Here is a 20,353-nt window from a genome sequence, read left to right as displayed (position 1 = left end):
AAGCTTGCTTGCGCTGGGGTGCGTAGCGCCCCCAAAAAAGCCGGCTCCAGCTGCGCTGTCGAGCGGGAGCAAGCTCCCTCGCCACAGCAAGCCCGCTCCCACAGGAAACCTGTTGTCCGGGAGTTTTGCATGCACTTCGATCTCGCCGACCTGCGCCTGTTTATCCATATCGCCGAATCCCCCAGCCTCACCCAGGGTGCCAAGCGCGCCTTCCTGTCGCCGGCTGCCGCCAGTGCGCGGATCAAGGCCCTGGAAGGCCAGCTCGACACGCGCCTGTTGTACCGCGACAGCCGAGGCGTGGAGATCACCCCAGCAGGCGAGCGCCTGTTACACCATGCGCGGTTGATCATGCGCCAGGTGGATTACCTCAAAAGCGAGTTCACCCAATACGGCGTGGATTCGGCCGGGCATATCCGTATCTTCGCCAACACCACGGCGGTCACCGAGTTTTTGCCGGAGGTCTTGGCAGGCTTTCTGTCACAGCGCCCGGGCGTCACCGTCGACCTGCAGGAGCGCCTGTCGCGGGACATCGTGCGTGGGGTGCTCGATGGCACCAGTGACATGGGCATCATCGCCGGCCCCGTGGAAGCCTCCGGCCTGCAAGTGTTGCATTTCAGCACCGACGAACTGGTGCTGATGGTACCCGTCGGGCATCCGTTGGCCGACCAGCCTTCGGTGACCCTTGAGCAGACCCTGGCGTATCAGCATATCGGCCTGCATGAAGGCAGCACGCTGTTGAGTTTCCTGCGCGAACACGTCGAGCGTCTGGGCAAGCAATTGTCGCTGCGTATCCAGGTCTCGAGCTTCGAGGCGATCTGCCGGATGGTCGAGGCCGGCGTGGGCATCGGTATCATTCCCGAGTCCGCCGCCCTGCGTCACAGCCGCACCATGCAGCTGGTGACGGTAAAACTGGACGAGCCCTGGGCGATTCGCGAGCGCAGCATCCTGGTACGCGAGCTGGAAGCGCTGCCGGGGACCATTCGCGCCCTGATCGCCACGTTGATGCCCGCACCCCTGGGCAAATCCTGATGTTTTTATAAGCGGCCGTTAACAGTCTTTGACAGTTTCCCGACAAAGCACTCAAAGATTCTCGGCCCCCGCCGCCCTAGCATTCCAGCATCCAAATCATCATTCGGGTGCTCTTGATGTTTCGCAGATTGCGCGGTATTCCGCTCTTGGGTTGCCTGTTGGGCAGTATCGGTTGCCACTCGCAACCGCCTGTCCCGCCGCCGATTCAAAAAGGCGATTACGGCGCAATCATCCGCTACCTGCAAACCCGCATTCCCCGGGAGATGGCTCGGGACAATGTGGCGGGATTGTCGATTGCCCTGGTCAATGGCCAGGAGCTGATCTGGGCCCGCGGCTTTGGCCTGGCTGACAAAGACCTGGGGGTGCCGGTCACGCCCAATACCGCGTTTCGCGCAGGTGGCATCTCCAAGCTGCTAACCGCCACGGCGGCGCTGCAACTGGTGGAGCAGCAACACCTGGCGCTGGATGCGCCGATCCAGCAGACCCTGCGTGAGTTCTACGTGCGCTCCCGCTTTCACAGCGACCAGGCCAAGGCGGATCGAGCGATCACCTTGCGGCGCTTGCTCAGCCATCAATCCGGCTTGCCCAGCGAGCACCTGCGCGACCTGCGCAGCACCTATGCCATGGGGCAGATGCCGATGCGTGTGTCGGGTGTGTGGCTGAGCAGCCTGCCGGGCTCCCAAGTGGCGTATTCCAACCTTGGCTATGCCTTGGTGGGCGCCGCCATTGAGCGCAGCAGCGGCAAAAGCTTCGAAGCCCAGTTACAAAGCAGCCTGCTCACACCCTTGAGAATGAACCAGTCCAGTTTCCTGGGCACCGGTGCGCAAATGAGCTATCGCGCCCACGGCTACGAGGATGGCAAGGCCAGCACCGACCCACAGGTGCGTGACCTCGCCGCCGGCGGCCTGTGGACCAGCCCCAAAGACCTCAGCCGCTACGTACGCATGCTGTTTGCCAAGGGCACCTACAAGGGCAGCCAGATCCTCGGTAGCACGTCTATCGACGCCATGTTTACCCAGCAAAACACCGGCAATGCCTTGGATTTCGACTGCCAGATGGGCTTGGGCTGGTTCTTGGCGCCCTGTGGTGACGAGCCCATCGGCCCCGGTGTGCGCACCTACCAGCACAGCGGTGGCGGCGACGACTTCGTGGCCCAGTTGACCCTGCTGCCGGATCAGCAACTGGCCGTGGTCATCATGGCCAACGACAGCAACGCCGAAGACATGGTGGTGTCGCTGACCACCGACAGCCTGCGCCTGATGCTCCAGGCTCAGACCGGCAAGCCCGTATGCGCCGATGACTGCCAGGCCCCCAGCCACGGCCTCAAGCTGCGCCATGTACCGGCGGCGGTGGATCGCAAGCGCCTGGCAGGCTTCTACGCCACCGCCTGGGGCGTGTTCCGCATCAGGGATGAGCATGCGCGCTTGAGCGGTGAACTGGCCGGCTACAATTTCCAGCTATTGCGTGATGAGCAAGGCTGGCTGCGGGCGCAGAAAAAGATACTGGGTTTCTGGCGCAAGGACCTCGGCGAGTTGGGCCGCGTGCAGTTGGATGTGCTCACGGTACAAGGCCGCCAAATGCTCACCGCCCGCAGCCACGGCCAACGCATTGCCATCGGCGAGCGCATCGAGCCGCCGCCCTTGTCCGCCGCGTGGGCCAACACGGTCGGCACCTACCAGGTGCTCAACAGCCATGAACCCGACGCGCCATTGAGTGGCATCAGCGTGCGCCAGGAGGACGGTTTCCTGGTGATTCGCGGCCAATTGCACGGCGAGCCGTTGACCGACTACATCCTGCTGCCCATCGACAACGCCCATGCGGTGCTGGCCGGCAACGGCTACGGCCTGGGCGATACCGTCAGCCGCCAGGTCAACGGCCTGAGTGCTTCGGGCTACTCGTTCAAACGCACCCATTCACCCCACACACCCTTGAACCTCTAACCAGGAAAACACCCTGATGCACTCAAAAAACCTGTGCCTGTCATTGACCTCACTGTGCCTGCTCGCCGCCGCCGATACGGCGCTTGCCGAAGACTGGCAATACAGCCTCGAGGCCGGCATGGCCAACGCCCCCCGCTACAGTGGCAGCGACGAACGTATGACGGCGCCTGTGCTCGGTGGCAAAATCATCAGCCCCTGGGGCGTCTTCCTCGACACTGATACGGGCTTGGGCTGGGGTTACGAAGGTAATGCCCTGAGCTTCAGCGCATACGTTGGCGCAAGCGATTCGCGCAAGGATAAAAATGAAAGCATGCATGCCGGCTCCAAACGCCTCAAAGGCATGGGCGAGATCAAGTCACGTCCGCAATTGGGGGTGAGTGCCGCCTACAACCTCGGCGGTGTGATCATCGGCGCCACCCTGGAACATGCGCTTGAAGAAGATAAACACAAGGAAACCGGCAAGGCTTTTACCCACCTGGAGTTGAGCCTGGGTACCAATCTCTATGAAGGCCGCTACGGCTCCGTCGATGCCGCCATCAACAGCCACTTCGGTGACCGCAACTACCTGCAAACCTGGTACGGCGTGACTGCCGACCAGGCCACCCGCAGCCGCTTCAAGGAATACAAGGCAAGGGCCGGCAATATCAGCAATGGCATGAACCTTTCATGGAGCGTGCCGATCAACGAACACACGCAGTTCTCGACCTTGCTGGATGTGCAATACCTGGCCGATGAAGCAGGCAAGAGCCCGATCGTGGAGCAGCGGCTGCAGGCATCGGTGTTGGGGGAGCTGCAGTACACCTTCTGATCTGACTTGCCCTCTGTAGGAGCGAGCTTGCTCGCGAAAAACTCGCAGGCGCCGCGTTTATCCAGAGAACACGCGTTATCGTTGAGGCTTTTCGCGAGCAAGCTCGCTCCTACAGGATGGCATTGGGGCAAGCCCCCTTACTCTGCATAGGCCCACGTCATTCGAAACGACGCCCCGCCCCACTCCGAATCCTGCACTTCCACCTGCCCGCCATGCCACTGGCTGACACGCTTGACCAGCGCCAGGCCCAGACCAAATCCGCCTGTGCGGCGGTCGCGGCTGGCGTCAAGGCGCAGGAAGGGTTCGAATATCTTGGTGCGACCCTCCAGCGGTACTCCCGGCCCATCGTCGTTGACCCGCACTTCGTAACCGCTGCCAAACTTGACCAGCGACACTTCCACGCGACGATCGGCATAACGAATCGCGTTGCGCAGCAGGTTGATCACGGCCCGCGCCATAAAGCGTGGCTCGATCTGGATAACGTCCACCTCGCAGGTGCGCAACGACAACTGCACCCCTTCCGCTTCGGCCTCCAGGGCCACGCTGCCGATCACACTGTCGAGCCAACTGTGGGCCTCGATTTGCTCGCGAGTCACCTGGGTCGCGCCTGGCTCAAGGCTGGCATAGGTCAACAGCTCGGAGACCATTTCTTCCAGCTCACCGAGGTCGGCGTACATGTCGTTGATCAATGCTCGGCTTTGCCGTGGGTCGCTCTGCTGCCTGAGCTGGTCCAGCTCGAATGACAGCCGCGCAATCGGCGTACGCAATTCGTGGGAGACCGCGTTGGTGAGTTCGCGCTGGTTGGCGATCAAACCTTCGATGCGCTCGGCCATCTGGTTGAAGTGCCCGGCCAGTGAACGCACGGTGGAGCGAGTCGGCAACAAGATGCGCGAGCCCAGGTCATTGTCACCGAAACGTTGCGCTGCCAGGCGGATGTGCTCCAGGTCGCGCCAGTGTGGACGCACCCAGAAATACAGGACGATGGCCAGGCTCACGCCCAGGAAAGCGTAGGCCCAGAGGTACAACCACTTGGGTTCCTCCGGCAATCTGATTTCGAGCAGTTGCGGGCCGTCGTCGATAGGCGCAAGAAATTTCATGAAGTCCTCGCGCACCACCACCTGGCCAGCCGCCAGGAGTTTCTGTTCCCGTTCGCTCAAATCCTGGGTGTCGCGCTGCACCAGTTCGAGCCGCAAGCCGTAATGCGGTTGCAGTTCGTCCAGGCGTGCCTGGCGCGCCTCTGCCTGCACGGGGCGCAACTGTTCCACCAGGGCCCAGGCCGGGCCGCGCAGGGCTTCACGGTTATAGGTCTCGTTGGACTCGGGCATGTAAGCGTCCAGGCCGAAGTTGACCAGCCAGATCGACCCGGCCAGACCGAGCGCGAGAATCAAATAGAGGCGCAGGTACAAGCGCAGCATCTACACCTCCCACGCGAACGGGTTGAACAGGTAGCCCTTGCCCCAGATGGTCTTGATGCACACCGGCTCGCGGGGGTTGTCATTGAGCTTGCCGCGCAGTTTGCTGATGTACACGTCTACGCTGCGGTTCAGCCCGTCAAAGGCAATGCCGCGCATGCGGTTGAGGATGTCGTCGCGAGAGAGAATCTTGCCCGCGCTGCTGGCCAGCAACCACAGCAACTCGAATTCCATGGTGGTGAGGTCAATGGTCTCGCCGCCCAGGCGGACCACCCGGCAACTGCGATCAATCGACAAGCGGCCAAATTCCAGGGCACCGCGCACGGTGGGCTCGGGCACTTGACGGCGCTGCAGCGCACGCAGGCGCGCCAACAACACCGGCGGTTTGATCGGCTTGATCACGTAGTCGTCAGCACCGGACTCAAGGCCAAGGATATGGTCCAGGTCATCTTCCTTGGCGGTGAGGATCACGATGGGCGTGTCCGACACGTTGCGAATCTCGCGGCAGACATGCAGCCCGCTCTGACCCGGCAGCATCAGATCGAGCACGACGATCTTCGGCTTGAAATCCAGGAACGCCGCCAAGGCTTCATCACCCCGGTACACCACCCGTACCTCGAAACCATGCTGCGACAGAAAATGCGAGACCAGCCCTGCCAGCTTTTCATCGTCCTCAACGAGCAGGACCTTGCCCAGACCCAGGTTTTCCATAAGTTCTCAGTGTGGATGCGCGGATTGAAATGGGGCCATTATAGGTGGCAAGCTGGCCGACAGAGGTGGCTGACCAGTCCCCAGCGAAGAAGCTTCATGCTTTTAAGAGTTTTTAACAAATAGCCTGCAGTTTTTAACGCCATTGACAGGGAGTTCCATGCGCAAGGATTACCTGGCGTTCTTCATTTCGCTGTTCCTTTCACGGCTGGCCGACCAGGTTCTGCTGTTTATCGTGCCACTGATCGTGTTCCAGACCACGCAAAGCGTGTCGTGGGCGGGGTTGGCATTTTTTGTCGAGTCACTGCCGCGCTACCTGGCGTTTCCGGTGTGCGGGGCGTTGTGCGACAGGTTTTCACCGGTGCGTATCCTGCATATCAGCCAGGTGTATCGGGCCCTGGCCTGCGTGGTGGCGATGGCGCTGTATGGGCTGTTCGACGGTATCCATTGGCTGGTGATGCTGTCCGCGTTGTGCGGCGTGCTGACCACCCAGGGCATCATGGCGCGGGAAGTGGTGATGCCGCATATCTTCGGGCAGTACACCTACGCCAAGACCTTGTCCTATTCGCAGATCGCCGACCAGGGCGGACTGGTGCTCGGGCCATTGGTGGCGGCGCTGATGCTGGAAGTCTGGGCGTGGCCATGGGTAGTGCTGGGCGTCGCCGCGCTGTTTGTGCTGGCAGACCTGGCGATGCTGATCTGGCAGCGCAACACCACGGTGGACCTGCACATCCATGAACAACAGCCGGGTAACTGGCTGCAACCCCTGCGCACCGCTTTTGGCCACATCCTCAACCGGGTGGAGTTGAAACGCATCATCGTCCTGGCGGTCGGTGTGAACCTGATGGTCGGCGTGACGCTGGCTACCTCGGCTGCCATGGTCACCGGCCACTACGCAGCGGGCAAAGACGCCTATGCCCTGCTGCAAGCCGCCGGGGCGCTGGTGACAATCGCGATTCTGTTCTACCTGGCGCATTCATCACTGAAGCTGAAGGTACTGGGCGGGTTGTCGTACTCGATGATCACCGTCGGCGCGCTGATCACCGCGCTCAGCCCCGGCGTGTGGGCCTACACGGTGGGGTTCCTGCTGCTGACCGGCTTCGACAAGATGTTCAACGTGTACCTGCGCAGCACCCGCCAACGGGTGATTCCGGTGCAGGACTTCGGCAAGACCGTTGGCGTGATGACCTTGCTCAACAACCTGGCCCAGCCCTTGGCGGGCTTGATGATTGCCGTGTTGGCAGCGCCTTTGGGCACGCCAACGGTGATCCTGCTGCTGACCGGGATCACCGCCTTGATCGGTGTGGCCGTGGCCTCAGGCTGGCACGCCACTGTGAAAGCGGAACTCGACGTCGGGTGATTCGATCAGGTCCTGCTCGGTGGCCCGTACCCGCTCGATCACCTGGGCGATATCCTTGGCGTCGCCGTACTGGTATGCCAGCTTCAAGTAGCCCTGGAAGTGCCGCGCCTCGCTTTTGAGCAAGCCGAAATAGAACTTGCCGAGTTCTTGGTCCAAATGCGGCACCAGCGCTTCGAACCGCTCGCAACTGCGCGCTTCGATAAAGGCCCCCACCACCAGGGTATCCACCAGCTTGACCGGCTCATGGCTGCGCACCACCTTGCGCAAACCCGAGGCGTAACGGCCGGCGTGCAGTTGACGCAGTTCGACCTTGCGCTTTTTCATCAGGCGCATGACCTGCTCGTGGTGCACCAACTCTTCGCGGGCCAGGCGCGACATCATGTTGATCAGGTCAACGTGGCCGTAGTACTTGGCCATCAGGCTCAAGGCGGTGCTGGCGGCTTTGAATTCGCAGTTCTTGTGGTCGATCAGCAGGGTTTCCTGATCGGCCAACGCGGCCTGGACCCAGGCATCGGGGGTGCGGCAGCCGAGGAATTCATGGATTTCGGGCAGGTTCATCGGGCTCACGGGCAAAGGATCACAAAAGGGCGCCGATTATACCGACCCCGTCGCAGACCACCAGCCACCGGCCTTGATGTGTATCAACATGACGGCTGCGTAGCAGCAACTATAGTTATCCAACGCCTGCCCTTTTGGAGATCCCGACCATGCAAGCCATCCGCAGCATCCTGGTGGTCATCGAGCCCGAGCATTCGGAAAGCCTGGCCCTCAAGCGTGCCAAGCTGATTGCCAAAGTCACCGACGCGCACCTGCACTTGCTGGTCTGTGACAAGAAGCACGAGCATTCGGCGCTGCTGAGCCTGCTCAAGGAAGGCTTGAAAGAAGACGGCTACAGCGTCACCACCGAGCAGGCCTGGAACGACAGCCTGCATGAAACCATCATCGATGTGCAGCAAGCCGAAGGCTGTGGCCTGGTGATCAAACAGCACTTCCCCGACAACCCTCTGAAAAAAGCCCTGCTGACCCCGGCGGACTGGAAGTTGCTGCGCTACTGCCCAACGCCGGTGTTGCTGGTCAAGACCGCCACCCCCTGGGCGGGCGGCGTGATCCTGGCGGCCATCGACGTGGGCAACGCCGACGGCGAACACCGCTCGCTGCACAATTCGATCATCGACCATGGCTTTGATATCGCCAGCCTCGCCAAAGCGCAGTTGCATGTGATCAGCGCTCACCCCTCGCCCATGCTGTCGGCGGCAGACCCGACCTTTCAGCTCAAGGAAACCATTGAGGCGCGCTACCGCGAGCAATGCAAGGCCTTCCAGGCCGAGTTCGACGTGGACGACAGGCACCTGCATATCGAGGAAGGCCCGGCCGATGTGCTGATCCCACATATCGCCCATCGGTTGCAGGCGGCGGTGACCATTATCGGCACGGTGGCGCGCACGGGGATTTCCGGGGCGTTGATCGGCAATACCGCAGAAGTGGTGCTGGATGCGGTGCAAAGCGATGTGCTGGTGCTCAAACCGCAGACGCTCATGGACCATCTGGAAGAGCTGGCGACCAAGCCCTGACACCGACCTTCAGGCAATGTGGACCAAATGTGGGAGCTGGCTTGCCTGCGATTGCGGTGGGTAAGCGGGCGCATTTGCTNGACACACCGCTATCGCAGGCAAGCCAGCTCCCACATTGACCTCGCCAGTCAGTTACCCAGCGCATCTTTCAAGAAGCCCGGCGCGATATAGCGCTGGTAATGCGCCTCGGACAAGATAAAGAACTCGCGATCAATGGCATCGCGCAGTTCAGGCAGCGCCCAGTCGCGAAACTCCGGCAACAGCACCATGCCATAGGCCTCCAGGTTATTGATCACCCGGGCCCCACGGGCGATCAACTGGTAGGCCCAGCAATACTCGGACTGGTGTGGCACAAAGCGAATCTTGCGTTGCTCCAACTGCCCGCGCAGGGTCTTGGGGTCGAAAACCTCCACTTTACCGGCCATGACCTGCACCAACAGCTGCTCAAGCCTGAGCCAGACCGCGCGTTTTTCTTCTTCGTTATAGCCGTTCCACTGGATCACTTCATGGTGGAAGCGCTTGCATCCACGGCACACGAGATCGCCGTAGACCGTGGAGCACAGGCCGACGCAGGGGGTCTTGATGGTTTGGTTGGGCATAAGCAGCAACACGCAAATCAGCGAAACAGTGTGCCATGTTAGCCCTTTGTCTAAGGTTGATCACCCAGCAAACTTGAGCAGGCAACTTACCTTTAGATTTTTTTTGCCGTAGAATCACCCGGCCTTGTAAGGCGCCAATAATCCGCTGGAAGCTGTTTTCAAAGCGTCACGAGCACAGTCGTTCCTTCAGAACGGTGTTGGCGCAGGTTCGACCCGGTAGGTCAGAGCCCGCGCCAACCCTCATCAGCTCCGTTCTGCAGGCGTAAAACTTTGAAAGCAGCTTCTGTAAGGAATGCCGGCAGCGCTGGCTTTGCGGCCCAAAAAGCCCCCGAGCGCATGCGTGCCGTTCATTTCTGGATGAGCGTCCCGTGGGACCACTGATGAGGGTAATAACTGTGCTTGAAGCCTACCGCAAACATATCGAAGAGCGTGCAGCACTGGGTATCGTTCCCCAGCCGCTTAACGCCGAACAAACCGCAGGCCTGGTCGAGCTGCTGAAAAATCCTCCGGCTGGCGAAGAAGAATTCCTCGTTGACCTGATCACCAACCGTATTCCACCAGGCGTTGACGAAGCCGCTTACGTCAAGGCCGGTTTCCTGTCTGCCCTGGCCAAGGGCGAAGCCACTTCCCCCCTGATCGACAAGAAACGCGCTGTTGAACTGCTCGGCACCATGCAGGGCGGCTACAACATCGTGACGTTGGTCGAGCTGCTGGACGACGCCGAACTGGCGCCCGTCGCGGCCGCCCAACTCAAGCACACCCTGCTGATGTTCGATGCGTTCCACGACGTCGCCGAAAAAGCCCGCAACGGCAACGAGCACGCCAAAGGCGTGATCCAGTCCTGGGCTGACGGCGAGTGGTTCCGCAACCGCCCTACCCTGGCCGACAAAATCAGCCTGCGCGTCTTCAAGGTCACCGGCGAAACCAACACCGACGACCTGTCGCCTGCGCCTGACGCCTGGTCCCGCCCTGACATCCCGCTTCACGCCCTGGCCATGCTGAAAATGGCTCGCGAAGGCATCGTGCCGGACGAGCAAGGCAAGACCGGCCCGATGAAGCAGATCGAAGAAATGCGCGGCCAAGGCTTCCCGATCGCCTACGTGGGTGACGTGGTCGGTACCGGTTCGTCGCGTAAGTCGGCGACCAACTCGGTACTGTGGTTCTTCGGTGACGACGTGCCTTACGTGCCGAACAAGCGTGCCGGCGGTTTCTGCTTCGGCAGCAAGATCGCTCCGATCTTCTACAACACCATGGAAGATGCCGGCGCACTGCCAATCGAATTCGACGTCACCAACATGAACATGGGCGACGTGATCGACCTGTACCCGCATGCTGGCAAAGTCTGCAAGCACGGCACCGACGAAGTCCTGACCACCTTCGAAATGAAGACCCCGGTGCTGTTGGACGAAGTTCGCGCCGGCGGCCGTATCCCGCTGATCATCGGCCGCGGCCTGACCGACAAGGCACGCGCTGAGCTGGGCCTGGGCCCGACTGACCTGTTCAAGCTGCCTGAAGCGCCTGTCGACACCGGCAAAGGCTTCACCCTGGCGCAGAAAATGGTCGGCAAGGCCTGTGGCCTGCCAGAAGGCAAAGGCGTTCGTCCAGGCACCTACTGCGAGCCGAAGATGACCACCGTGGGGTCCCAGGACACCACCGGCCCAATGACCCGTGATGAACTCAAAGACTTGGCGTGCCTGGGCTTCTCGACCGACCTGGTGATGCAGTCCTTCTGCCACACCGCGGCTTACCCGAAGCCGATCGACGTGACCACCCACCACACCCTGCCTGACTTCATCATGACCCGTGGCGGTGTATCGCTGCGTCCAGGCGACGGCATCATCCACAGCTGGCTGAACCGCATGCTGCTGCCGGACACCGTCGGTACCGGTGGCGACTCCCACACCCGTTTCCCGATGGGCATCTCGTTCCCGGCCGGTTCTGGCCTGGTCGCGTTCGCCGCAGCCACTGGCGTAATGCCACTGGACATGCCGGAATCGATTCTGGTGCGCTTCAAAGGCAAGATGAAGCCTGGCATCACCCTGCGTGACCTGGTTCATGCCATTCCTTACTACGCGATCCAGGCTGGCCTGCTGACCGTAGAAAAGAAAGGCAAGAAGAACGCCTTCTCTGGCCGCATCCTGGAAATCGAAGGCCTGAACGACCTGACGCTGGAACAGGCTTTCGAGCTGTCCGACGCCTCGGCTGAACGTTCGGCTGCCGGTTGCACCATCAAGCTGTCCAAAGAGTCCGTCACCGAGTACCTGAACTCCAACATCACCCTGCTGCGCTGGATGATCGGCGAAGGCTACGGCGATGCACGCACCCTGGAACGTCGCGCCCAAGCGATGGAAGCCTGGGTTGCCAACCCGGAGCTGATGGAAGCCGATGCCGACGCCGAATACGCCGAAATCATCGAAATCGACCTGTCGGAAATCAACGAGCCGATCCTCTGCGCGCCAAACGACCCGGACGACGCCCGTCTGCTGTCCAGCGTCGCTGGCGAGAAGATCGACGAAGTGTTCATCGGTTCGTGCATGACCAACATCGGTCACTTCCGCGCTGCCGGTAAGCTGCTGGAGCAGGTCAAGGGCCAGCTGCCTACCCGTCTGTGGCTGTCGCCGCCGACCAAGATGGACGCTCACCAACTGACCGAAGAAGGCTACTACGGCATCTACGGCAAGGCTGGCGCACGTATGGAAATGCCAGGCTGCTCGCTGTGCATGGGTAACCAGGCACGCGTTGAGCCGAACTCCACCGTCGTGTCGACCTCGACCCGTAACTTCCCGAACCGCCTGGGTGATGGTGCCAACGTCTACCTGGCATCGGCTGAGCTGGCGGCAGTCGCCTCCACTCTGGGTCGCCTGCCGACAGTCGAAGAGTACATGGGCTACGCAGCGAAACTGGATACCATGGCCAGTGACGTCTACCGCTACCTGAACTTCGACCAGATCGCTGAGTTCCGCAAGATCGCAGCAAGCGCCAACATCCCGGTGATTCAAGCTTAACGGTGTGTTGATGTGAAGAACGCCGCGTATCGCAAGGTACGCGGCGTTTTTTTATGCCTGGAATTAACCTTTACTGCCAACACAAAACAAATGTGGGAGCTGGCTTGCCTGCGATAGCGGTGTATCAGTCATGAATGTAATGACTGACAGATAGCTATCGCAGGCAAGCCAGCTCCCACACTTTTAGAGCTGTGCAGTCAGACAGACCGCATCAGGGCTCAAGCAACCAGCGAATACACCAACGCCGTAATGGCAACCAAGCCAACTGCAGTCACAAACACATTCGACGCCTGCCCACGGTACTTGGCCATGGCCGGCACCTTGCGGATGGCGTACATCGGCATCAGGAACAGAATCGACGCAATCACCGGCCCACCCAGGGTCTCGATCATGCCAAGGATGCTCGGGTTAAGCGTGGCGACGATCCAGCACACCACCAGCATGAAGGCGGCGGTCATGCGGTCCAGAGTCTTGGGTGCCGGACGGCGGCCAGTCTTGACCACCAGGCCCTTGAGGCCCTCGCTTGCACCGATGTAGTGGCCCAGGAACGACTTGGCAATCGCCACGAACGCAATCAACGGTGCGGCAAAGGCAATCGTCGGGTTATCGAAGTGGTTGGCCAGGTACGACAGGATCGACAGGTTTTGCGCTTTCGCTTCCGCCAACTGCGCGGGTGACAGGGTCAGCACGCAACTGAACACGAAGAACAGCACCATCGCCACCATCAGCAAGTGCGCGCGGGACAGGATCTGCGAACTGCGCTCCTCGGCGTGAGCGCCATACTGGCGCTTCTGGTCCACCGCAAAGGCCGAGATGATCGGCGAATGGTTGAACGAAAACACCATCACCGGAATCGCCAGCCACAGCGTGTTGAGCAACGCCGACGGTGCCGGCACTTCGCTGGCGGTACTGAGAATGCCACCGGTCCAGTGCGGCACCAGATACACCGCCAGGAACAGCAAGGCCACAATAAACGGGTACACCATCAGGCTCATGGCCTTGACGATCACCTGCTCACCGCAACGCACCACGGCCAACAGGCCGAGGATCAATACAAACGCCAGGATCGCCCGGGGCGGCGGCAGGATGTGCAGTTGGTGCTCCAGGAAGCTGCTGACGGTATTGGTCAGCGCCACGCTGTAGATCAGCAGGATCGGGAAGATCGCAAAGAAGTACAGCAAGGTGATCAGTGCACCGGCCTTGATACCGAAATGCTCTTCCACCACGTCGGTGATGTCGGAACCTTCGCGGCCGGACAGCACGAAACGGGTCAGCCCACGGTGGGCAAAGAACGTCATCGGGAAGGCCAGCAACGCCAGGATCACCAGCGGCCAGAAGCCCCCCAGGCCCGCGTTGATCGGCAAGAACAAAGTACCGGCGCCAATGGCGGTACCGAACAGCCCGAGCATCCAGGTGGTGTCCTGGCGGCTCCAGCTTGTGAGCGTTGCAGGTGTCGTTGCATAGCGTTCGTCGACGCTATTGGCCTGATCATTCATCCGGTCGGATCTCCGCATTCACACGGCCAGGACGAGTCAGAAAAACCTGACAGGCAGCGCCCTGACCTTAACAGGGGCGCGATTGTCCGGGATTCTTGTGAATAAGCAAAGACTTAGCTGAGGAACGGCAATGCAGTGCAAAGCCTGGAAGGCGGTCCATGGGCAGCTCAGTTGAGTCAACGCCAGATGCGCACCGCCTTTACCCACCTCACGAGTGCCCCTGCCGGGTGGCATTGGGAGGGTCGATCACGCAAGGCCGGCGAAGCTATGTTTAAACAAATCCAGTCATTCAAAGTTCTCCAGTGGCAAGCAGCTGACAGAAATCCAACATTAGTTAAAGTTACGCACCCTCACATATAAGAAAGTTCTTACAGACAGTTAATCAGCGCATCTGGACTGAAACTCTAATTATTGCGGGTTTTGTTGCAAGAGTTTTCCCCAGCATTGAGAGCCCCTCCTATCACGTCTATATTCCAGCTCAGCTCAAAAAACAAAGTCCTCTAAACCCACGACAGCAGAATTAAAAACCTCACTCGCCAGGAGCGACTTGATGAAAAAACAGAACCTTATTTTCTCGCTGATACTTGCCACCGGAATGCTCAGCCCATTGGCCAGCCAAGCACAACCGGCAGTAGAAAACTCCGACGCAAGTGCCCTGGGCACATCCCCCCGCTGGCTGACGACAAAAGTTTATATAGAGGGCGCCCCAGAGATCGATGTAAAGGACAAGTACCCAGGTGTCGTTGGAATATCAGCGTGGGACCCTGAGCGTAATCGCTACGAATTTTTCTACACCGATACCGGGCTATCAAAATATGACAACGGCGGCGGCGGTTACTTCATGGTAACAGGGGACAGGAAAAACCATATCCTGATACCCGATAAAGGTGCAACGAGAACCATCGTCAGAAAACTTGAGACGTTGAACAATCAGGAGTTCACTTATTCTCGTGAAGTTCCGCGCGACATGATCGACGCCAACCCTCTTGTTCGAATACATGTGGTTCATGCGCCCTATACCGGATCAGTAAAAACCACCCCCACCCACTAACCCTCAACACTCACCCCACGAGTAGCGACAATACTCATAAAAGGCCTCACTCAATGAAAACGCTATTAAAGCCTTTATTGGCGTCTGTTTTATTGTTCTCTACCCTTGTTTCAGGCGGCCTTCATGCGCAGGCTTCCACATCAGGAAAACCTGTCGCCATCAGCGCTGACAATGCGGTGCTGCTGACCGTTTTCCTCAAACATGACCAATCTCGCAACTTGAACGAAATAAGAACAAAACTCACCGAACAGGAACTCTTTAAAGTATTCCCTCCTGAAGGGGTAGAGATCGTCAGTTGGACCATCGCCATGGGGATCGGCCACGTCATCGTTCTACGCTTCCCCGCCTCGCGCCTGCGGGAGGTCAATCTCGCCATCGAACGCTCTGCATGGGGACCCTTCAGGACAGAGTTCTTTCCTACCTACGATTACATGGACATCGTAGCGGCCGAACAGAGCAAGGTGCGCAAGCCTGCACCCGCTAAATAATTCGCCCGCGTGCAAACAGCGTCTCCCGCTCGCCGAGACGCTGGCACCTTTCGCAAAATCAGTCGCGCTTTCTCGGGCCCTCGGCATTTCGCGCAACAAAAATGCAGCATACTCAGAGCATCGAACTCACCGGAGAGCTGCCCCATGCCCACCACCGTTCTGGTCCTGGTTGAAACCATCAACGAGTACCTGCAAATCATCGAGAGCAATGACTTTCATGTGATTCTGGCGCCGACGCCCGTCGAACGCGCTCAGGCGATCAAGTTGCACGGTGGGCAGATCAAGGCCGTGCTGACCCGTGGCCCGCTGGGGTTGTACGCCGATGAAATCGCGGCACTGCCGTTGTTGGAAATCATCTGCGTGATCGGTGCCGGCTACGAACACGTGGACCTGCAGGCCGCGAGCAATCGTGGGATCGTGGTGACCAACGGTGCAGGGGTAAATGCGCCGTCGGTGGCCGACCATGCCATGGCGCTGCTGCTGTCGCTGGTGCGTGGCGTTCCCCAGACGGATGCAGCGGTGCGGCGTGGCGAATGGCCGAAAGTGATGCGCCCTTCCCTGAGCGGTAAACACCTGGGGATTCTCGGGCTGGGTGCGGTGGGGATGGAGATTGCCCGGCGCGCCGCCCTGGGGTTCGGCATGGAGGTGAGTTATCACAACCGCCAACCCCGCGATGACGTGGATTACACCTACTGTGCGACGGCTGTCGAGCTGGCGCGTACCTCGGATTTCCTGGTGCTGGCTACGCCCGGCGGTGCCAGCACCCGTCACCTGATCGACCGTCACGCCCTGGACGCCCTGGGGCCGCACGGCTTTCTGGTCAACATCGGGCGCGGCAGCGTAGTGGTGACCGCCGACCTGGTCGCCGCGCTGGAGCAGCGCCGCATCGGCGGCGCCGCGCTGGACGTGTTTGACGATGAGCCTGCAGTGCCCGATGCCCTCAAGCGCCTGAGCAATACCGTGCTGACGTCCCACGTGGCCGGCCTGTCCCCGGAAGCGGCCCATGACACGGTGCAGCGCGTCGCTGATAACCTGGTGGAATACTTTGCCGGCCGCCCCGTGCTTACACCGGTTGCCTTGCCAGCGCCCGCAAAATGACCAATCAGGCACGCTGATCACCCTTCAACACGCTAACCTATTAAACCGCCCCGACCTTGTCGCTGGGCGGCTATGCGCATTAGATTAGGAAATAGTCCAAGGCCTTTAGAATAAGCAGAAGGGATAAGCATGGCGCTGAACGACCAATCGACCCAGATTCGCCCAGGCGAAGAACTTGATGCCAGCCTGATCGATCCCTACCTCAAAGCTCATATTCCGGGCCTGAGCGGTACCGTCAAAATCAGCCAGTTCCCTGGTGGCGCGTCGAACCTGACTTACCTGCTGGAATACCCCGACCAGGAATTTGTACTGCGTCGCCCGCCGTTTGGTCACAAGCCCAAGTCTGCCCACGACATGGGCCGCGAATACCGCATTCTCAACCAGCTCAAAGATGGCTTCCCGTACTGCCCCAAGGCTTATGTGCACTGCACCGATGAATCGGTGATCGGCGCTGAGTTCTATGTGATGGAGCGCGTCAACGGCATCATCCTGCGTTCCGACCTGCCGGCTGAGCTGGGCCTGGACGCTACCCGCACCGAAGCCTTGTGCAAGAGTTTTATCGACAAGTTCGTCGAACTGCACCAGGTCGACTACCACGCCTGCGGCCTGGCCGACTTGGGCAAGCCTGAAGGCTACGTGGCGCGGCAGATTCGCGGCTGGGGCGAGCGCTATGAAAAAGCCCTGACGCCCGACGCGCCAAAATGGGAGGCGGTACGCGCCTGGCTCAACGACAAGATGCCTGCCGACCACCCCACCTCCAGCATCGTGCACAACGACTACCGCTTCGACAACGTGATCCTCGACCCGCACAACCCGATGCAGATCATCGGCGTGCTGGACTGGGAGCTGACCACCCTGGGCGACCCGCTGATGGACCTGGGCAACACCCTCGCCTACTGGATCGAGGCCGCAGACCCGGCGCCGGTGCAATTGATGCGCCGCCAGCCGAGCAACGCCCCCGGCATGCTCACCCGCCGCCAGTTTGTCGACTACTACGCCGAGCGTTCCGGCATCCAGATCGACAATTTCGATTTCTATTACACCTACGGCCTGTTCCGTCTGGCCGGGATTGTGCAGCAGATCTACTACCGTTTCTTCCATGGCCAGACCCAGGACAAACGCTTCGCGCAGTTCATCCACATGAACAAACTGCTGGAGCAGATGAGCCTGAATGTCATCGGCAAATCAGCGCTCTGAGTGCAACTACAAGGAACCCTCATGTCCAAGACCAACCTGTTCGACCTCGATGGCAAGATTGCGTTTGTTTCCGGCGCCAGCCGTGGCATCGGTGAAGCCATCGCCAAGTTGCTGGCCCAGCAAGGCGCCCATGTGATCGTCTCCAGCCGCAAGCTGGAGGGTTGCCAGCACGTGGCCGATGCGATCATCGCCGAGGGCGGCAAAGCCACGGCCATTGCCTGCCATATTGGTGAAATGGAGCAGATCACCCAGGTGTTCGCCGGCATTCGTGAACAGTTCGGCCGCCTGGATATCCTGGTCAACAACGCCGCTACCAACCCGCAGTTCTGCAACGTACTGGACACGGACCTGGGCGCATTCCAGAAGACCGTTGACGTGAATATCCGTGGTTACTTCTTCATGTCGGTGGAAGCCGGCAAGCTGATGCGCGAGAACGGCGGCGGCAGCATCATCAACGTGGCCTCGATCAACGGCATCTCGCCGGGCGTGTTCCAGGGCATCTACTCGGTGACCAAGGCCGCCGTGATCAACATGACCAAGGTATTCGCCAAGGAGTGCGCGGCGTTCGGTATCCGTTGCAACGCGCTGCTGCCGGGCCTGACCGATACCAAGTTCGCCTCGGCACTGGTCAAGAACGATTCGATCCTGAAAGTTGCCCTGGCGCAGATCCCGCTCAAGCGCGTGGCCGACCCCAGCGAAATGGCTGGCGCGGTGTTGTACCTGGCCAGTGACGCATCGAGCTACACCACGGGCGTTTCGCTCAACGTGGACGGTGGCTTCTTGTCCTGAAGCCGCCGGCACTGTCGGTGGCGAACGGGCTCGCCTGTTTGTCACCGCGCACGTACAGCGCTCATGTCGATCTTAAATAGCACCAGTTTGCCATCTGGCAGGGTCGCACCAATGACCTTGAAAAGCCGTTGACGTGCCAGTGCATCCGCAACCTGCTGCCCGGCACCCGGATCGTGACTGTCCAGTTTGCTCAGGACCCGTGTGACCCAGCCATCCTCCATCTGGAAGTGCTGATTGACCCTGGCCATGCTGACGTGGCCGGATTTGGCATGTTTGACTTCAAGCACATAGACATCGCCCGCCGGCCCCATGAATACCAGATCGAAGCCATTCTGGCTGCCGCCGTAGGTCCCACCGGGAATGATTCGATAGCCATCATTTTTAAGTAACTCACGGTACATTTGCTCATTGGCCGCCCCACGCTGCCTGGTCTGCTTAATGTCCAACGCGCTCCATTGATCAAAAAAATCCTGTTCATCCCCGCGCCTGCCGCGATAGGGATAATGAAGCTGATCATTGACGGCAACGGCCTCTAGATTGAACGTTCCCTCACGACGGGCCGCCACGGTGGCCATACCTTGAAACGCATCAAACTGCACAACACCCGGTGGTAGTGCGACGCCCTCAGCCCTGGCGTGCATCCCGAGCAACAGGCGCTCATACGGGTAGCCATGGGTCCAGATGTGTGCATCAATCATGCGATCTCGCTGCTGCACGGGCGCGTTGCGGATACGCGGGTTATCGAATGCAATCATCTGCCGCGCATATTGGCGCATATAGCAGTACGTCTGCTTGTCCACCGTCGACATCAAGCCCTGGCTCATATCACTGGTAACACCGGTGTAGCCCAGCGATTTGCGGGCGGCGTTAATGATTGCGCCGATGCTGTCCAAGCGCATTTCGGGCACCCACGATGCCCGGCTGCCGCCAGTATCCAGGTAAATACCCGGCGCGCTGTTGGAACCATTCGGGATCAGTTGGTATTTATTTCTCGTGCTATCAAGCTCGACGCGAACCAGCACGCTCCCCACCTCCAAATAGGCGACGGCCGGGTCACCAGAGAGCTGAATCATCCCGTCTTCGCTGATGGAGCCGCGAGGCTGCAACACACCACTCGCATTCTGCATGTAGAGCCTGTTATCGCCTGCCTTGTAGTGGTCCAACGAAAACAGCTCATCACCGTAGTAGTTTTGCCCGCCAATGACGTACTGTTTTTTCCCCGGGATAGGAGTCCCCGTCGCTGCACCAGCACCTCGCGCATCGTAGAGCTGCAGATCCCACTGCGGATCTCGCGGCCCAGGTGTTGGCATCGTCACTGGCGTGGCTATCGGAACACTGGAATGCGCTGCAGTCGTCACGTTTGTCCAGGTTGAAGTATTCCCAACCCTCTGTACCACAGCGGAGCCGGCAGCCAGTTGATGCGCCAAGCGCGGGTGATAAGTACCACTGGCCGGCTGATGGATCACTTGCACCGTTTGCCCGGTATCCAGATTGACGTAACTGCGGCCGTTCACATCATGCATACCCTCGGCATTGACGGCTCCAAGCGTATCGCCTGTCACCCATACAGCCGTTGGCGGTGGCGGCCCAGGCAGATCCAAAGCACTTAGTTGCGGGACCCCAAGCAAACCACCATTGCGGTATCGCGTGCGCTGCGCGCCTTGATACGCCGGTTGAGTGGTACTGGTCGGGCGGCCATAGTCCCTGACCATGACAGTGTCGGCACCGTCACCGGCACGCCCAGAGGGTCGGCCGGCAGTTCTGGGCGATTGCGGTTTTTGCTGCATAAATAAAAAATCCCT

Annotated in this window: 17 protein-coding genes; 11 read left to right on the top strand and 6 right to left on the bottom strand. The window is 60.0% G+C overall.

The window, feature by feature from the left end:
- Positions 1-129 precede the first annotated feature (129 nt).
- The 3 genes from ACTJLA_RS16705 (at position 130) to ACTJLA_RS16695 (ending at position 3,777) form a co-directional block, all read left to right on the top strand.
- Positions 130-1,029 (top strand): LysR family transcriptional regulator, encoded by a 900-nt coding sequence (locus ACTJLA_RS16705; RefSeq protein ID WP_034126002.1) that lies wholly within the window; start codon positions 130-132, stop codon positions 1,027-1,029.
- Positions 1,030-1,145: 116 nt separating this feature from the next.
- On the top strand, positions 1,146-2,969 hold the full coding sequence (locus ACTJLA_RS16700) for a serine hydrolase domain-containing protein (protein ID WP_314543165.1): 1,824 nt from the start codon (positions 1,146-1,148) through the stop codon (positions 2,967-2,969).
- A gap of 16 nt (positions 2,970-2,985) precedes the next feature.
- Complete coding sequence (locus ACTJLA_RS16695; RefSeq protein ID WP_197901289.1) at positions 2,986-3,777, top strand: MipA/OmpV family protein; 792 nt, start codon at positions 2,986-2,988, stop codon at positions 3,775-3,777.
- A gap of 137 nt (positions 3,778-3,914) precedes the next feature.
- Here ACTJLA_RS16695 and ACTJLA_RS16690 read toward each other — a convergent pair whose 3' ends face one another.
- Both ACTJLA_RS16690 and ACTJLA_RS16685 read right to left on the bottom strand, forming a co-directional pair.
- Complete coding sequence (locus tag ACTJLA_RS16690) at positions 3,915-5,192, bottom strand: ATP-binding protein (RefSeq protein WP_034126004.1); 1,278 nt, start codon at positions 5,190-5,192, stop codon at positions 3,915-3,917.
- The gene (locus ACTJLA_RS16685) at positions 5,193-5,900 is read right to left on the bottom strand and encodes a response regulator (protein WP_014718339.1); all 708 of its coding nucleotides are present in this window, start codon (positions 5,898-5,900) and stop codon (positions 5,193-5,195) included.
- Positions 5,901-6,057: 157 nt separating this feature from the next.
- On the opposite strand from ACTJLA_RS16685, the gene ACTJLA_RS16680 reads away from it, so the two are divergent.
- The gene (locus ACTJLA_RS16680) at positions 6,058-7,257 is read left to right on the top strand and encodes an MFS transporter (RefSeq protein ID WP_197901288.1); all 1,200 of its coding nucleotides are present in this window, start codon (positions 6,058-6,060) and stop codon (positions 7,255-7,257) included.
- On the opposite strand, the gene ACTJLA_RS16675 is transcribed toward ACTJLA_RS16680, so the two are convergent.
- Entirely contained in the window at positions 7,213-7,815 is a 603-nt protein-coding gene (locus ACTJLA_RS16675; protein ID WP_440841630.1) for a tRNA-(ms[2]io[6]A)-hydroxylase, read from the bottom strand. The genes ACTJLA_RS16680 and ACTJLA_RS16675 overlap by 45 nt on opposite strands.
- A 149-nt stretch (positions 7,816-7,964) precedes the next feature.
- Between ACTJLA_RS16675 and ACTJLA_RS16670 the strand changes: the two genes are divergently transcribed.
- Entirely contained in the window at positions 7,965-8,828 is an 864-nt protein-coding gene (locus ACTJLA_RS16670) for a universal stress protein (protein ID WP_034126007.1), read from the top strand.
- Positions 8,829-8,956: 128 nt separating this feature from the next.
- On the opposite strand, the gene ACTJLA_RS16665 is transcribed toward ACTJLA_RS16670, so the two are convergent.
- Complete coding sequence (locus ACTJLA_RS16665; protein ID WP_032892118.1) at positions 8,957-9,427, bottom strand: DUF1289 domain-containing protein; 471 nt, start codon at positions 9,425-9,427, stop codon at positions 8,957-8,959.
- Between the two features lie 395 nt (positions 9,428-9,822).
- Between ACTJLA_RS16665 and acnB the strand changes: the two genes are divergently transcribed.
- Positions 9,823-12,432 carry a bifunctional aconitate hydratase 2/2-methylisocitrate dehydratase gene (gene acnB / locus ACTJLA_RS16660; protein ID WP_003190828.1) on the top strand — a complete coding sequence of 870 codons (2,610 nt, stop codon included), beginning with the start codon at positions 9,823-9,825 and terminating at the stop codon, positions 12,430-12,432.
- Between the two features lie 218 nt (positions 12,433-12,650).
- Here acnB and ACTJLA_RS16655 read toward each other — a convergent pair whose 3' ends face one another.
- Positions 12,651-13,928 (bottom strand): serine/threonine transporter, encoded by a 1,278-nt coding sequence (locus tag ACTJLA_RS16655; protein ID WP_314543156.1) that lies wholly within the window; start codon positions 13,926-13,928, stop codon positions 12,651-12,653.
- Between the two features lie 550 nt (positions 13,929-14,478).
- On the opposite strand from ACTJLA_RS16655, the gene ACTJLA_RS16650 reads away from it, so the two are divergent.
- The 5 genes from ACTJLA_RS16650 to ACTJLA_RS16630 all read left to right on the top strand — a co-directional run bounded on the left by ACTJLA_RS16650 (position 14,479) and on the right by ACTJLA_RS16630 (position 18,551).
- Positions 14,479-14,979: a DUF4822 domain-containing protein gene (locus tag ACTJLA_RS16650; protein WP_314543154.1), complete on the top strand. Its 501-nt coding sequence runs from the start codon at positions 14,479-14,481 to the stop codon at positions 14,977-14,979.
- 53 nt (positions 14,980-15,032) lie between these two features.
- Positions 15,033-15,467 (top strand): hypothetical protein, encoded by a 435-nt coding sequence (locus tag ACTJLA_RS16645; RefSeq protein WP_054921314.1) that lies wholly within the window; start codon positions 15,033-15,035, stop codon positions 15,465-15,467.
- Between the two features lie 144 nt (positions 15,468-15,611).
- Positions 15,612-16,565 carry a 2-hydroxyacid dehydrogenase gene (locus ACTJLA_RS16640; protein WP_034126011.1) on the top strand — a complete coding sequence of 318 codons (954 nt, stop codon included), beginning with the start codon at positions 15,612-15,614 and terminating at the stop codon, positions 16,563-16,565.
- 129 nt (positions 16,566-16,694) lie between these two features.
- On the top strand, positions 16,695-17,762 hold the full coding sequence (locus tag ACTJLA_RS16635) for a phosphotransferase family protein (RefSeq protein WP_314543150.1): 1,068 nt from the start codon (positions 16,695-16,697) through the stop codon (positions 17,760-17,762).
- A 21-nt stretch (positions 17,763-17,783) separates the two neighbouring features.
- A complete protein-coding gene (locus tag ACTJLA_RS16630) occupies positions 17,784-18,551 on the top strand; it encodes an SDR family oxidoreductase (RefSeq protein ID WP_034126013.1) in 768 nt (255 codons plus the stop codon).
- A 41-nt stretch (positions 18,552-18,592) separates the two neighbouring features.
- On the opposite strand, the gene ACTJLA_RS16625 is transcribed toward ACTJLA_RS16630, so the two are convergent.
- Positions 18,593-20,338, bottom strand: coding sequence for a hypothetical protein (locus ACTJLA_RS16625; RefSeq protein WP_314543146.1), 1,746 nt, complete (start codon positions 20,336-20,338; stop codon positions 18,593-18,595).
- Positions 20,339-20,353 lie beyond the last annotated feature (15 nt).

This window comes from Pseudomonas sp. 22072, from assembly GCF_052046095.1.
Lineage (GTDB): Bacteria > Pseudomonadota > Gammaproteobacteria > Pseudomonadales > Pseudomonadaceae > Aquipseudomonas > Aquipseudomonas paracarnis.
The sequence above is the reverse complement of the archived record's forward strand: the minus strand, read 5'-3'. Positions and strand labels throughout refer to the sequence as shown.

Excerpts from the sequence above, each read along its gene's own strand:
- ACTJLA_RS16645 (WP_054921314.1), top strand. The coding sequence starts at position 15,033 with ATGAAAACGCTATTAAAGCCTTTATTGGCGTCTGTTTTATTGTTCTCT.
- ACTJLA_RS16640 (WP_034126011.1), top strand. The coding sequence starts at position 15,612 with ATGCCCACCACCGTTCTGGTCCTGGTTGAAACCATCAACGAGTACCTG.
- ACTJLA_RS16655 (WP_314543156.1), bottom strand. The coding sequence starts at position 13,928 with ATGAATGATCAGGCCAATAGCGTCGACGAACGCTATGCAACGACACCT.
- ACTJLA_RS16705 (WP_034126002.1), top strand. The coding sequence starts at position 130 with ATGCACTTCGATCTCGCCGACCTGCGCCTGTTTATCCATATCGCCGAA.
- ACTJLA_RS16630 (WP_034126013.1), top strand. The coding sequence starts at position 17,784 with ATGTCCAAGACCAACCTGTTCGACCTCGATGGCAAGATTGCGTTTGTT.
- ACTJLA_RS16685 (WP_014718339.1), bottom strand. The coding sequence starts at position 5,900 with ATGGAAAACCTGGGTCTGGGCAAGGTCCTGCTCGTTGAGGACGATGAA.
- ACTJLA_RS16665 (WP_032892118.1), bottom strand. The coding sequence starts at position 9,427 with ATGCCCAACCAAACCATCAAGACCCCCTGCGTCGGCCTGTGCTCCACG.
- ACTJLA_RS16635 (WP_314543150.1), top strand. The coding sequence starts at position 16,695 with ATGGCGCTGAACGACCAATCGACCCAGATTCGCCCAGGCGAAGAACTT.
- ACTJLA_RS16690 (WP_034126004.1), bottom strand. The coding sequence starts at position 5,192 with ATGCTGCGCTTGTACCTGCGCCTCTATTTGATTCTCGCGCTCGGTCTG.
- ACTJLA_RS16625 (WP_314543146.1), bottom strand. The coding sequence starts at position 20,338 with ATGCAGCAAAAACCGCAATCGCCCAGAACTGCCGGCCGACCCTCTGGG.
- ACTJLA_RS16650 (WP_314543154.1), top strand. The coding sequence starts at position 14,479 with ATGAAAAAACAGAACCTTATTTTCTCGCTGATACTTGCCACCGGAATG.
- ACTJLA_RS16695 (WP_197901289.1), top strand. The coding sequence starts at position 2,986 with ATGCACTCAAAAAACCTGTGCCTGTCATTGACCTCACTGTGCCTGCTC.
- ACTJLA_RS16670 (WP_034126007.1), top strand. The coding sequence starts at position 7,965 with ATGCAAGCCATCCGCAGCATCCTGGTGGTCATCGAGCCCGAGCATTCG.
- ACTJLA_RS16700 (WP_314543165.1), top strand. The coding sequence starts at position 1,146 with ATGTTTCGCAGATTGCGCGGTATTCCGCTCTTGGGTTGCCTGTTGGGC.
- ACTJLA_RS16680 (WP_197901288.1), top strand. The coding sequence starts at position 6,058 with ATGCGCAAGGATTACCTGGCGTTCTTCATTTCGCTGTTCCTTTCACGG.
- ACTJLA_RS16675 (WP_440841630.1), bottom strand. The coding sequence starts at position 7,815 with ATGAACCTGCCCGAAATCCATGAATTCCTCGGCTGCCGCACCCCCGAT.